Here is a 12,571-nt window from a genome sequence, read left to right as displayed (position 1 = left end):
GGCTTATGATGGCGGGCATGAGCGACTCGCCCTTTTCCCCTTCCGCGCCCGGCGCAGCAGACCCCATTGCGGCGCCCCGCCGCGCCAACTGGTCCTTCATGCTGCGCAACCCCCTGCACTGGATGGCGCTGGGCTTTGGCTCGGGCCTGAGCCCGGTGGCACCGGGAACGGTAGGCACCTTGTGGGCCTGGGTGGCCTACCTGGTGCTGCAGCTGTGGCTGACGCCAGCGGCGATTGGCTGGGTGATTGGCGCATCGCTGGTGCTCGGCTGGTGGGCCTGCACGGCCACCGCACGCCACCTCGGCGTGGCTGATCCCGGCGCCATTGTCTGGGATGAGATCATCGCCTTCTGGCTCATCTTGTGGCTGGTCATGCCCACGGGCTTCTGGGGCCAGTTGACCGCTTTTGTGCTGTTCCGCTTTTTCGACGCCGTCAAACCCCAGCCGGTGCGCTGGGCCGATCGCTGCTTCAAAGGCTTTGGCTGGGGCGGCGGTTGGGGCATCATCTGGGACGATCTGGTCGCCGCTTTCTGCACCTTGCTTGTCATCGCCATCGGGAGACATCTGCTATGAACGCCACCGCTGCCTTGCTGACCAAAGATGGGCTGCCCATCCCGGAAACCGTGGCCCAGCTGGCCCAGCACTTGAGCCACCGGGGCTGGATGATGGCCACGGCCGAGAGCTGCACCGGCGGCCTGATTGCCGGCGCCTGCACCGAGCGGCCCGGCTCCAGCCAGTGGCTCGATTGCGGCTTTATCACCTACTCCAACCGCGCCAAATCCGCGATGCTCGATGTGCCCGCTGCGCTGATCGCCGCCCATGGCGCTGTCAGCGAGCCGGTCGCCCGCGCGATGGCCCTGGGCGCCATTGCGCAGTCCCAGGCCCAGGTCAGCGTGGCGGTGACCGGCGTGGCCGGGCCAGATGGCGGCAGCGCCAGCAAGCCCGTTGGCACCGTCTGGTTTGGCTGGCAGGTGGCCGGGCAGCTGCACAGTGAAGTGCAGCGGTTTGACGGCGACCGCCACGCAGTGCGCCAAGCCACCGTGCAGCATGCGCTGCGCCGCCTGCTGGCGCTGGTGCAGGCTGCCCCGGCGCAGTAAGCGCTGTCCCACACCCAAACTTAGCCTTGGCCGATGCGGCAAGCGCGTGCGCTGCGCCACACTTCAACCATGGCAATCCGGTTTGCAGCACTCTTCCGACTGACAGCCGATGCGACCAAGAGGAGAACCCTAATGAAACGACTTGCAATCACCACCGCTTCCATCGTGCTGGCGCTGAGCGGCCTGACCGCTTGCTCCAGCAACCCCACCAATGCCCAGATCGGTACCGGCGTGGGCGCCGTGGCCGGTGGTGTGCTGGGTGATGCCGTGTTCGGCTCGACCCTGGGCACCATTGGTGGTGCAGCAGCCGGTGCCTATTTTGGCAACCAGGTCGGCGACAACATGGATGGCAACCGCCGCCGTCGCTAAGCGCTGAACACCAAGGGGGTGTTCCACCCCCTGCATCCTGCCCTCTTAACGGCTGGCTGCCATCAGTAACACCAGTACCAAGAGCACCGCCAGTGCGGTGAACAGAATTTTTACCCAGCTATAGGGTTGCTCACCGGCCAACTGGCCGGTGTAGCCGTTGGCAAGAATCTGGTAGCTCTTGCTGCCATAGGTATAACCGACCAGCCACACGGGCACCAGCACATGCTTGAAGCTGCGGCCCTGGTACTGGCGCTGCACCTGCAGGTTGCGGTAGGTGTCGCCCGGAATCTGGCGCGCACACAGCGCCTGCACCTGCTGGTCCATATCCCCTTCGTTGATCGTGGCGGCCCGGTTCAGGTCGACCTGGTAGCGCTCCACGGTCCAGCCGCGCACAAACTCGGGCGAATAGGGTTTCAGATCGGTCCGGGTCGGGAAAGGCTCCACCTTCTGCAGCAGCCCCTGGTGCACCCCAACCGTGCCTGCAACCAGTTCATCGTCAAAGAAATGCTGCAGGCTGCCCGAGGCCGGCTCCCAGCGCACATGGCGTACCTGGCGCGTGCTGATGTTGCCATTGGCATCGCGGTACTGCTCGGTCGTGTAGTAGTAAAAACCGGCATCGGCGCGCCACTGGGCCTGCACATGGGCATCAAAGGTCCAGTACGGCAGGTAGATGCCTTTGAGCGTATCGGTCAGCGCCGCGTTCTTGAACTTGTTGGGCGCAAACCAGCGGCTGCCATACCATTTGCGGATCAGGTCGCGCACCTGGCCGTCGCTCACCTTGAACGGCAGCAGGCTTTGCGGCGTGATCGCGTCGTTGCGTTCTTCATGTGCTTGGATCGCGGGTGAGCCGCAGAAATCGCAGCGCGACGCCACCCGCCCATCGACAAACACCGAAATCGCGCGGCAGTTCTGGCACTGGTACTCGCGCCGTGCCTCGCCCCAGCCGCGTCCGCTGGCGGGGTTGGCCAGCGCGGCGGCCAGGTCCTGCTCGACGATCTCGCCCCCCAGCTGTTGCTGCTGCTCCTCGGTCCAGGGCACCACCGTGCCGCAGTAGGGGCACTTGAGCGACTGCGCCTTGGCATTCCATTCCAGATTGCCACCGCATTCGGGGCAGACATGCTTGGCCACCATCGAGGTCGGTGGCGGCGCAAAGGGGTCAGTGGCGGGAGTGGGTGAATTCACGGTCAAACTCAGCGTTGGCGCACAGCAGGTCTGCGCCACAGGCTCTCAAAACGGGGTCACACCAACGCGCATGCACCGGCCAAGGCAGCGGTGCATGGCGCGATCAGCGCAGATTTATCCGCGCAGGAACTCGTTCAGCGATTCCTGCGAGATGCGCCAGGCGCTGCCAATCTTGCGGCCCTTGAGCGCGCCCGATTCCAGCTCGGTCACGACATCCTGCACCGTCACGCCCAGCGCCTGGGCCGCCTGCTCGGGCGTCAGCACCTGCAGGCCGGCGCCGGCAGCCGCAGCGGGTGCCGCTTGCGCAGCCTGTGCGGCAGCGGGCGAGAAGGGGTCGCTGGCAGCGCCACCGGACGGCTGCTGCATGCCCTTCATCATCTCCTGCGCCATGCCAAAGCCCATCGCCATCGTCGCGGGGATGGTGGCCGCTGCCGCGCCTTCGCCGCCATTGGCCATCGCCTGGCCCATCTGGTACTTCACATAGTCGTTGAGGTTGCCGATCGCGCTCATCGACGAGCGCTTGTCGATCGCCTGTTCCACCTCGGGCGGCACCGAGACGTTTTCCAGCAGGAAGCTGGTGATCTCCAGGCCGTATTTTTCGGTGACGGCCGGGTTGATCAACTGCAGCAGCGCATCGCCCATCTCGGTGTAGCGCTGGGCCACATCGAGCACGGGCACCTGGGCCTTGGCCAGCGCTTCGCTGAAGATGCTGACAATGCGCGAGCGCATCGTGTCGGCAAACTCGTCAAGGCGGAAATTCTGGTCCGTTCCCGCCACTTCCTTGAGGAACTTGGCCGGCTGCACGATGCGGAAGTCATAGGTGCCGAAGGCGCGCAGGCGCACGACACCGAAGTCCTTGTCGCGCATCATCACCGGGTTGGAGGTGCCCCATTTGTTGCCGGTAAAGAGGCGCGTGTTGATGTAGTAGACATCGCACTTGAAGGGCGAATTGAAGCCATACTTCCAGCCGCGCAGGGTCGACAGAATCGGGATGTTCTGCGTCGTCAGCTGGTGGCGGCCGGGGCCGAACAGGTCGGCAAACTGGCCTTCGGAGACAAACTGCACCTGCTGCGATTCGCGCACGATCAGCTGGGCGCCGTTCTTGATTTCCTTGTCCTCATCGGGCCAGCGGTACGACAAGGTATCGCGCGAGTCATCGGTCCACTCGATGATCTCGATCAGTTGCTTGGTGATGATGTTCATGAGGTTCATCGGTGATCCTTGGCCAAAAGAGGATGAAAACCAGGCCATTCTAGAGCCACTGCCCGCTCGCGGCCATGTCAATCTGGGCCCGCACAGCAAAACAGCCGCAAAAGCGGCTGTTCTCAGAGCGGATGGTGAACGCCTGCTATCAGGCGCCGCAACATTTCTTGAACTTCTTGCCGCTGCCGCAGGAGCAGGGGTCGTTGCGGCCGGGTACCTCGCCCTTGACGATGGTGGCCTGGCGCGGGCCCATGCTCTTCCAGATCTGGCGCAGGTCGTACACCGCCCAGATCGCTTCGCCAAAGGTCTCCACGCGCTCCTGGCTGGTGCTGGCGGGGCCATTTTCGTCGTACATGCAGACCGTGGGGGTGCCGGTGTCGTCCTCGGTCAGGGCCACCACAGATTCCAGCGCATCGTTCAGCCAGCGGGCCGCTTCCTTGTCGCGCGGTGCGGTCCACTCATCGGCCCAGTTTTCCACGACGAACATGAAGCCCAGCGCCCAGACCTGTCCAAACGAGGGGATCTCCTGGCCGTCCAGCTCCTGGCGCTCTTCCTCGGGCAGGCTGGCAATGGCGCCGCGCATGTCCATGGCATCGGGCTGGAAGGTGTCGTCGTCTTCGAGGCTCTTGACATCGGCATCGAGCTGGGCAGTCACCTCGTTCCAGCGGATCTGCCAGAGCTCCAGAAAACGGTCCTGCTGGGCCCGGTCCTGGAAGGCCGGCAGCTGTGGCAGCTTGCCATCCGCATCGCGCTCCAGCAGCTCGCCATCGCCCACCAGCATCGGCAGAAACTCTTCGACCGGCACCGCGCGGCGCGTGCAGACCAGTGCGGTGAGCGCGCCGTCGGCAAATTCCCACTGCGGAATCTCTTCGGCGCGCGTGCGCATGTCTTCCAGGATCTGGTCGATCTCGGTCAACTGGTCGTCATTCAATCCATCGGGGATCTGGGGCTGGGTCATCGGAGCTCTCTCAATAGGGGGCCGCACAGCACAAACCCCTGCACGCTTGCAATGCCACCAGCGCCCCCTATGATGGGTCTGGTTTTGTAACAACATTGCAATGGCAGACGGCCGCTGCGCCTGGCAGGGCCTGCAGTGTAGCGCCAGCCAGGCGCCTGTGCTGCAGCCCGGGATTTGCGCGCGCTTGTGGGCGGTCTGACCTGCACCCCACACCCCATGAACCAGCTCAACAAGATTTTCCCCGTCCGCTACACCGTGATGGCGCTGTGCATGCTCTTGCTGGTCGTCGGCATCATCGCGCTCGTGCTGCAGGCCAGCGCCTGGTGGTGGCTGGCCGTGCTGGCCGGCGCCGCACTCACGCTGCTGGGCCTGCGCGACCGGCGCCAGACGCGCCACGCCATCCTGCGCAACTACCCGGTCATCGGCCATATGCGCTTTTTTCTGGAGTTCATCCGCCCGGAAATGCGCCAGTACTTCATCGAAAGCGACACCGAGGCCCTGCCCTTCTCGCGTGCCCAGCGCTCGCTGGTCTACCAGCGCGCCAAGGGCGATCCGGACAACCGCCCTTTTGGCACCTTGATGGATGTGGGCGCACGCGGCTATGAATGGGTCAACCACTCGATGGCGCCCACGCGGCTGGACGGCCATAACTTCCGCGTCTGGATCGGCGGCTCGCCCGATGCGCCGTCGCAATCGGTCGCGCCCTGCACCCAGCCCTACCATGCCAGCGTCTTCAACATCTCGGCGATGAGCTTTGGCGCGCTGTCGGCCAATGCCATCCTGGCGCTGAACAAGGGCGCGCAGATTGGCGGCTTTGCCCATGACACCGGCGAAGGCTCGATCAGCCAGCACCACCGCGTGCACGGCGGCGACCTGATCTGGGAGGTGGCCTCGGGCTATTTCGGCTGCCGCAATGACGACGGCAGCTTCAGCGAAGAGCGCTATATCGCCAACGCCACCCAGCCCCAGGTCAAGATGATCGAGCTCAAGCTCAGCCAGGGCGCCAAGCCCGGCCATGGCGGTGTGCTGCCCGGCGCCAAGGTCACCCCCGAGATTGCCGCGGCGCGCGGCATTCCGGTGGGCATCGACTGCATCTCGCCGGCCCGCCACAGCGCCTTCTCCACGCCCGAGGAGATGATGCATTTCATCGCCCGGCTGCGCACGCTCTCGGGCGGCAAGCCCACCGGCTTCAAGTTCTGCCTGGGCCACCCCTGGGAATGGTTTGCCATCGTCAAGGCCATGCTCAAGACCGGCATCACGCCGGACTTCATCGTCGTCGACGGTGCCGAAGGCGGCACTGGCGCAGCGCCGGTCGAGTTCACCGACCATGTCGGCGTGCCGCTGCAAGAAGGCCTGCTCTTGGTGCACAACACCTTGATCGGCGTGAACCTGCGCGACCGCATCAAGCTGGGCGCCGCCGGCAAGGTCATCACCGCCTTTGACATCACCCGCATGATGGCGCTGGGCGCCGACTGGTGCAATGCCGGCCGGGGCTTCATGATGGCGCTGGGCTGCATCCAGGCGCAGACCTGCCACACCGGCAACTGCCCCACTGGCGTCACCACGCAAGATGGCGTGCGCCAGCAGGCACTGGTCGTGCCCGACAAGGCCACGCGTGTGGCCCAGTTTCACAAAAGCACCTTGCATGCGCTGCAGGAGCTGGTGCAGGCCGCCGGCCTCCAGCACCCTTGCGAGCTCAATGCCCACCATATCGTGCGCCGCATCAGCGACACCGAGGTGCGCCTGCTGTCCAACCTGCTGCTGCAGGTGCGGCCTGGCGCGCTGCTCGACGACCTGGCGCACCAGCACGACGTCTTTCGCACCTACTGGCCGCTGGCCAGCGCCGAGAGCTTCCAGCCACTGGCGCAGCCCCATGTCAAACCCTCGGCACCGGCCGACCACCAGGACATGGTGCCCCAGGCGGCCGAGGCCTCTTGAGCGGGCAGCGATAATGCAAGGTTTTCACTGTTGCTGGAGTGGCCGCTGCGGCGTGCGCCCCGCTTGCGCATGACCGATACCGCTTCCCCCTTACAGCCCCCTGCCCCCGCTGGCGCCCCGCCCGGCACCTTGCCCGCCGAGCGCCCGGACTATGCCGCGTTTTTGCAGCAGCACCTGGCCAGCCAGGCCTTCAATGTGGTGCGCTATGAGCTGCCGGGCGAATCGGTCTGGCTCAAAAAAGCCGGCCCGGCGATAGCGGCCTGGCGCTACCGGACCTTGGGCCTGCTCTCGCGCCTGCTGGATGTACCGGTGCTGCAACCCGTGGTCAACCCGGGCGGGCAAGCCGCCATTGCGACCGAGGTGCGGCGCCTGCGCGACCTGCATGCGCGCGGCCTGCGCGTGCCGCTCGTGCTGGCCGATGCGCCCGAGGGCTTTCTGATGCGCCACCTGGGCCTGCCCGGCGGCGATACGCCGTCGCTCAGCGACGAGATCGAGGCCGCCGCACGCCAAGCCCCCGCCAGCACCTTGGCGCTGTGGCAGCAGGGCTTTGCCGCGCTGCAGCGCGTGCATGCCAGCGGCACCTGCCTGAGCCAGGCCTTTGCCCGCAACATGGTGCGCTGCCCCGATGGCGTCATCGGCTATATCGACTTTGAGGACGACCCGCTGGCGACCTTGCCGCCTGCGCTGTGCATCGTCAAGGATGCCCTGTGCTATGCGCATTCCACCGCGCTGTTCCTGGACAATGCCGGCACCCTGGAGGCCGCGCGTGCCGATTGGCATGCCTGGCTGGCGCAGACCGAGCCTGCGGTGCGCGCCGCGCTGGAGCGCACCGTGCAGCAGATGCGCTGGGTCGGCAAGCTGCCCAACCAGCGCAAGCTGGGGCGCGATACCCTGCGCCTGCGGGCGATGTATGGCCTGCTGCGCCCGCTGCCCTGAGAATCTGCTTTAAGGCATTTCACCGACAAAAAATGGCCTGCATCTGCAGGCCATTCCTTTTGGAGCGGGGTGTTGATCAGCCCTTGGCGGTATCCACCACGGGCACCTGCACGGGCGCGCTCTCCAGCACCGGCTCGTTGTTCAGCACCGCGTTGAGCTTGGTGTAGTCCAGCGCGTTTTCCCAGCGCGAGACCACGACGGTGGCAACGGCATTGCCGATAAAGTTGGTCAGCGAGCGGCATTCGGACATGAAACGGTCCACGCCCAGGATCAGCGCCATGCCGGCCACCGGCACTTCCGGCACCACGGCCAGGGTGGCAGCCAGGGTGATGAAGCCCGCGCCGGTCACGCCCGCAGCGCCCTTGGAGCTCAGCATCGCCACCAGCAGCAGCGCAATCTGGTGTCCCAGGGTCAGGTGGGTGTCGGTCGCCTGGGCGATGAACAGCGCCGCCAGGGTCATGTAGATGTTGGTGCCATCGAGGTTGAACGAGTAACCGGTAGGCACCACCAGGCCCACCACCGACTTGCTGCAACCGGCCTTTTCCATCTTGTGCATCAGCGATGGCAGGGCCGATTCGGACGACGAGGTACCCAGCACCAGCAGCAGCTCATCCTTGAGGTAGCGGATCAGCTTGAGCACCGAGAAACCGCAAGCACGGGCCACAGCACCCAGAATCACCAGCACAAAGAGCAGCGAGGTGATGTAGAAGGTCGCGACCAGCTCGGCCAGGTTCAACAGCGACCCCAGACCGAACTTACCGATCGTGAACGCCATCGCACCAAAGGCGCCGATGGGGGCGAGCTTCATCACGATGTTGACCAGCTTGAAGACGGGCTTGGTCAGCGATTCGAGCAGGTTGAGCACGGGCTTGCCGCTGTCACCAACCATCGCCAGCGATACGCCGAACAGCACCGCCACCAGCAGCACTTGCAGAATGTTGTCGCCGACAAAGGGGCTGATCAGGGTCTTGGGGATGATGTCCATCACAAAACCGGTCAAGGTCATGTCATGCGACTTGGCCACGTAGGAGCTGACTTCCTTCTGGTCCAGATCGGCCACATTGATGTGCATGCCGGCGCCCGGCTGCATCACATTGGCCACGATCAGGCCCACGATCAGCGCCAGGGTCGAGAAGGTCAGGAAGTACACCATGGCCTTGCCGAACACACGGCCCACGGTGCTCAGGTGCGTCATGTTCGCAATGCCGGTCACGATGGTCAGGAAAATCACCGGCGCGATGATCATCTTGATCAGCTTGATGAAGGCATCGCCAAAGGGCTTCATCGCCGCACCATATTGGGGCTCGAAATGCCCCAACAAGACACCGATGGTGATGCCGATAATCACCTGGAAGTACAAAGTCCGGTAAAAAGGCGGTGCCTGGACGGGCGCCTGGCTGGCGGTGGTATCGATCTGCATGGTGGGGCTCCAAAGATTCTCGGCACCAACTCGGTGCGCTGAGGCGCGTTTGTATCCCAGCCCTTACAGATTGCCCATTAGACATTAGTATTAGGCGCTGCCTTCCCAGAGCTACGGAAAACCCAAACCCAGGGAAACTACCTAGCCCGTTGTTACACCTTAGCCATGATTCCCCGCCGCTCCCTGCGATCCCTGTGGACCTTCTGCGCCGTGCTGCTGAGCACGGCCGCTGCTGCCGCGGGCGCCTGGCACTGGATGCTGCAGCACAGCCTGGCCGAGGAAAACCTGCAGGCCCACCGCCAGCTCGTCCTGTATGCGCAGGCGCTCAGCCAGCGCCTGGACCGCTACCGGGTGCTGCCCGATGTGCTGGCGCTCGATGCCGAGCTGCGCGAGGCGCTGACCCACCCGCAAAGCCCCGAGCAGGTAGTACGCCTCAACCGCAAGCTGGAGCAGGCCAACGGCGCCAGCCTGGCCTCCACCCTCACCTTGATCGATGCCCAGGGCGTGGCCCTGGCCGCCAGCAACTGGCGCACGCCGTCCAGCAATGTGGGCGAGGACTACAGCTTTCGCCCCTATGTGCAACTGGCGCTGGCGCAGGACAAGGGCAGCTTCTACGGCATCGGTGTGACCACCGGCGAGGCCGGTTACTTCCTCTCGCGCGCCATCAGCAGCGATGCCGGCGGCCAGCACCGGGTGCTGGGCCTGATCGCGATCAAGATCGTGCTGCTGGAGCTCGAGCGCGAATGGATCCAGAACCCCGACATCGTGCTGGCCAGCGATACCAACGGCGTCGTGTTTCTGGCCAGCAACGAGGACTGGCGCTACCGCAAGCTCAAACCCATCGATGCCCTTGCGCAGCAGGAGATGGACCGCACCCAGCAGTACCGCAGCCAACCGCTCAAGCCCATGCGCTATGCGCAGGAGCAGCCGCTGGACGAAGGCGGCGCGCTCGTGCATTGGCAGGACCCGGCTGTGGGCCGCAAGCTCTGGCAAACCGTGACCTTGCCCGAAACCAGCTGGCAGCTGCATATCCTGCACGATGTGGACAACAGCCTGGCCTCTGCCTGGTGGGCCGCTGGGGCGGCGGGCGGCAGCTGGCTGGCGCTGTCGCTGCTGCTGCTCTATGCGCGCCAGCGCCAGCGCTTATCGGCCTTGCGCCAGCGCAGCCGCGAAGAGCTCGAAGCGCTGCTCAAGCAACACGCCCAAGAGCTGCGCAGCGCGCAAGATGGCATCGTGGCCGCTGCCCACCAGGCCGATGCCGGCCACAGCCAGAGCCTGGAACACCTGCCCCAGGGCGTGGTGGTGATCGATGCCGCGCTGAACCTGGTCGCCTGGAACTCGCGCTACATGGAGCTGTTCCGGCTGCCGGCGGGCCTGTTGAAAGTGGGCATGCCGGTCGAGGAGCTGTACCGGTACAACGCGCGCCGGGGCCTGCTGGGCACCGGGCCCATCGACGAGGCCATCGAGCGGCGCATGCAGTTTTTGCGCAGCGGCAAGCCCCATGCGCGCGAGAGCGAAAAGGCCGACGGCACCGTGCTGGAGATCCGGGGCAACCCCCTGCCCGATGGCGGCTTTGTGACCAGCTATGCCGACATCACCAGCTACAAGAATGCCGCGCGCGAGCTGCGCTCGCTGGCCGATGCGCTGGAAAAGCGCATCGCCGACCGCACCGAGGACCTGGCCCAGGCCAAGCGCGAGGCCGAGCAGGCCAACCGCTACAAGTCCAAGTTTGTCGCCGCCGCCGTGCATGACCTGCTGCAGCCGCTGAATGCCGCGCGCGTGTTTGCATCGCTGCTGCGCCAGCATGTGCAGGGCGACAAGGCCTTGCAGTTGGCCAGCGATGTCGAAGGCGCGCTGGCCTCGCAGGACGACATCCTGAACAGCCTGCTCGATATCGCACGCATGGAATCGGGCCAGCTCGAGGTGAACCGCCGCGACTTTGCGCTCCAGCCCATGCTGGCCCAGCTGGGCAGCAGCCTGGGCGTGCTGGCCCAGGGCCATGGCCTGCAGCTGCAGGTCGTTCCCTGCCGCGCGGTGGTGCACAGCGACGAGGCGCTGCTGCGCCGCATCGTGCAGAACTTTCTCTCCAACGCCATCCGCTACACGCGCCAGGGCCGCATCGTGCTGGGCTGCCGCCGCGTCGGCCAGCATTTGCGTATCGAGGTGCATGACCAGGGCCCGGGCATCCCCGAGAGCCTGCACCGCGAGATTTTTGAAGAATTCCGCCGGCTGGAGACAGGCCGCCAGCATGAGCGGGGCGCCGGCCTGGGCCTGGCCATTGTCGAGCGCCTGGGGCGCCTGTTGCAGCACCCGATTGGGCTGCGCTCGGCGCTGGGCCGGGGCTCGGTCTTCTGGGTCGAGGTGCCGCTGAGCCAAACCGCCTTGGCCCCGGAGCCACCACGCCAAACCACTGAGGCAGCGCCTGCAGGCGTCAACGCCGCACCGCTGCAAGGCGCCAGCGCCTGGTGCATTGGCCCGGCCGCCATCCACGGCGCCGCCCCGCTGCTGCAGCGCTGGGGCTGCCAGGTGGTGCCGCAAGCCGATGCCGAGGCGGCCTTGGCACAGGCCCAACGCAGCCAAGACGGGTGGCCTGCCTTGCTGGTGGTGGATGCCGCGTATGCCACGCCAGCAGCAGTCCGTGCCTTGCAGGCCTGCGGGCCCAAGGCGCCGGGCGTCGTCTGGCTCAGCACGGATGCGGACAGCCAAGATGCCGCCAGCCAGCAGGCCATTGCGCTGGGTTGGGGGGTGCTGACGCAGCCCGCGCGGCCGGCGGCGCTGCGTGCGCTGGTCGGCCAGCTGCTGCTACGCCAGCGCTGAGTCGTCCGTGGGCAGGCCGCCATCGGCCTCCAGGTTGCGCACCAGCACGGCAACCTGGGTGCGGCTGTGGCAGCCCAGCTTTTTCAGGATCGCGGTCACATGCACCTTGACCGTGTGCTCGGTCACGCCCATCTCCTGCGCAATCTGCTTGTTGAGCAGGCCATCGGCGAGGTACAGCAGGGTCTTGAACTGGTGCGGTGTCAGCTGCGCCATGCGGGCGGCCAGCTCGGCATCTTCTTGCGACAGCTCGGCGGCCATCGAGGGAAAGACGGTGTCACCTTCCAGTACCGCCTCGATCGCTGCGGTGATCGCGTCGGCGGCGGCGGCCTTGGAGATAAAGCCCGAGGCGCCAAACTGCTGGGCGCGGCGGATGATGCGCGGGTGGTCGTTGGACGAGATAACCACCACCGGCAACTGCGGGTAGGCGCCGCGCACATGCAGCAGCGCCGAAAAGCCATGCGTGCCCGGCATCGTCAGATCGAGCAGCACCAGCTCAATGCCCGGGTGCGCCGCCAGCGCTGCGCTGAGCGAGCTGGCACTGGAGGCTTCGAGCACCTCGAAGGCGCCAAAACGCCCCCGGATCACCTGCACCACGGCAGCGCGAAACAGGGGGTGGTCATCGGCAACAAGCAAGGCGGGAGGGGACATAGAC

At 65.7% G+C, this 12,571-nt stretch carries 11 protein-coding genes; 6 read left to right on the top strand and 5 right to left on the bottom strand.

Features of this window, described 5'->3' with window-relative positions; translation table 11 throughout:
* The first annotated feature begins 8 nt into the window (after positions 1-8).
* From WH303_RS22210 to WH303_RS22200, 3 genes are all read left to right on the top strand, one after another.
* Positions 9-572 (top strand): phosphatidylglycerophosphatase A family protein, encoded by a 564-nt coding sequence (locus WH303_RS22210; RefSeq protein ID WP_445228321.1) that lies wholly within the window; start codon positions 9-11, stop codon positions 570-572.
* Positions 569-1,096, top strand: a complete 528-nt coding sequence (locus tag WH303_RS22205) for a CinA family protein (RefSeq protein WP_339521129.1) — start codon at positions 569-571, stop codon at positions 1,094-1,096. Before WH303_RS22210 ends, WH303_RS22205 begins: the two co-directional genes overlap by 4 nt.
* A gap of 132 nt (positions 1,097-1,228) precedes the next feature.
* On the top strand, positions 1,229-1,465 hold the full coding sequence (locus WH303_RS22200; RefSeq protein ID WP_027010612.1) for a glycine zipper domain-containing protein: 237 nt from the start codon (positions 1,229-1,231) through the stop codon (positions 1,463-1,465).
* Positions 1,466-1,510: 45 nt separating this feature from the next.
* Here the strand turns inward: WH303_RS22200 and WH303_RS22195 are convergent, their stop codons facing one another.
* The 3 genes from WH303_RS22195 to WH303_RS22185 form a co-directional block, all read right to left on the bottom strand.
* The gene (locus WH303_RS22195) at positions 1,511-2,596 is read right to left on the bottom strand and encodes a TFIIB-type zinc ribbon-containing protein (protein WP_339521144.1); all 1,086 of its coding nucleotides are present in this window, start codon (positions 2,594-2,596) and stop codon (positions 1,511-1,513) included.
* 165 nt (positions 2,597-2,761) lie between these two features.
* A complete protein-coding gene (locus tag WH303_RS22190) occupies positions 2,762-3,859 on the bottom strand; it encodes an SPFH and helix-turn-helix domain-containing protein (protein WP_339521128.1) in 1,098 nt (365 codons plus the stop codon).
* A 139-nt stretch (positions 3,860-3,998) separates the two neighbouring features.
* Entirely contained in the window at positions 3,999-4,808 is an 810-nt protein-coding gene (locus WH303_RS22185) for a UPF0149 family protein (RefSeq protein WP_339521127.1), read from the bottom strand.
* 216 nt (positions 4,809-5,024) lie between these two features.
* Here WH303_RS22185 and WH303_RS22180 point away from each other — a divergent pair, with 216 nt between their 5' ends.
* Both WH303_RS22180 and WH303_RS22175 read left to right on the top strand, forming a co-directional pair.
* Positions 5,025-6,746 carry an FMN-binding glutamate synthase family protein gene (locus WH303_RS22180; RefSeq protein WP_339521126.1) on the top strand — a complete coding sequence of 574 codons (1,722 nt, stop codon included), beginning with the start codon at positions 5,025-5,027 and terminating at the stop codon, positions 6,744-6,746.
* Positions 6,747-6,815: 69 nt separating this feature from the next.
* Positions 6,816-7,682 carry a hypothetical protein gene (locus WH303_RS22175; RefSeq protein WP_339521125.1) on the top strand — a complete coding sequence of 289 codons (867 nt, stop codon included), beginning with the start codon at positions 6,816-6,818 and terminating at the stop codon, positions 7,680-7,682.
* A 76-nt stretch (positions 7,683-7,758) separates the two neighbouring features.
* Here the strand turns inward: WH303_RS22175 and WH303_RS22170 are convergent, their stop codons facing one another.
* Entirely contained in the window at positions 7,759-9,102 is a 1,344-nt protein-coding gene (locus tag WH303_RS22170) for a dicarboxylate/amino acid:cation symporter (protein WP_339521124.1), read from the bottom strand.
* A gap of 165 nt (positions 9,103-9,267) precedes the next feature.
* On the opposite strand from WH303_RS22170, the gene WH303_RS22165 reads away from it, so the two are divergent.
* Positions 9,268-11,919 (top strand): PAS-domain containing protein, encoded by a 2,652-nt coding sequence (locus WH303_RS22165; protein WP_445228320.1) that lies wholly within the window; start codon positions 9,268-9,270, stop codon positions 11,917-11,919.
* Here WH303_RS22165 and WH303_RS22160 read toward each other — a convergent pair.
* Positions 11,905-12,567, bottom strand: coding sequence for a response regulator (locus WH303_RS22160; RefSeq protein ID WP_260718283.1), 663 nt, complete (start codon positions 12,565-12,567; stop codon positions 11,905-11,907). The genes WH303_RS22165 and WH303_RS22160 overlap by 15 nt on opposite strands.
* Between the last annotated feature and the right edge of the window lie 4 nt (positions 12,568-12,571).

Source organism: Comamonas sp. MYb69, from assembly GCF_037479315.1.
Lineage (GTDB): Bacteria > Pseudomonadota > Gammaproteobacteria > Burkholderiales > Burkholderiaceae_C > Comamonas.
The sequence above is the reverse complement of the archived record's forward strand: the minus strand, read 5'-3'. Positions and strand labels throughout refer to the sequence as shown.

Bases quoted from the DNA above. Each gene is read 5' to 3' on its own strand.
- WH303_RS22210 (WP_445228321.1), top strand. From the start codon at position 9: ATGGCGGGCATGAGCGACTCGCCCTTTTCCCCTTCCGCGCCCGGCGCA.
- WH303_RS22205 (WP_339521129.1), top strand. From the start codon at position 569: ATGAACGCCACCGCTGCCTTGCTGACCAAAGATGGGCTGCCCATCCCG.
- WH303_RS22200 (WP_027010612.1), top strand. From the start codon at position 1,229: ATGAAACGACTTGCAATCACCACCGCTTCCATCGTGCTGGCGCTGAGC.
- WH303_RS22195 (WP_339521144.1), bottom strand. From the start codon at position 2,596: ATGGTGGCCAAGCATGTCTGCCCCGAATGCGGTGGCAATCTGGAATGG.
- WH303_RS22190 (WP_339521128.1), bottom strand. From the start codon at position 3,859: ATGAACCTCATGAACATCATCACCAAGCAACTGATCGAGATCATCGAG.
- WH303_RS22185 (WP_339521127.1), bottom strand. From the start codon at position 4,808: ATGACCCAGCCCCAGATCCCCGATGGATTGAATGACGACCAGTTGACC.
- WH303_RS22180 (WP_339521126.1), top strand. From the start codon at position 5,025: ATGAACCAGCTCAACAAGATTTTCCCCGTCCGCTACACCGTGATGGCG.
- WH303_RS22175 (WP_339521125.1), top strand. From the start codon at position 6,816: ATGACCGATACCGCTTCCCCCTTACAGCCCCCTGCCCCCGCTGGCGCC.
- WH303_RS22170 (WP_339521124.1), bottom strand. From the start codon at position 9,102: ATGCAGATCGATACCACCGCCAGCCAGGCGCCCGTCCAGGCACCGCCT.
- WH303_RS22165 (WP_445228320.1), top strand. From the start codon at position 9,268: ATGATTCCCCGCCGCTCCCTGCGATCCCTGTGGACCTTCTGCGCCGTG.
- WH303_RS22160 (WP_260718283.1), bottom strand. From the start codon at position 12,567: ATGTCCCCTCCCGCCTTGCTTGTTGCCGATGACCACCCCCTGTTTCGC.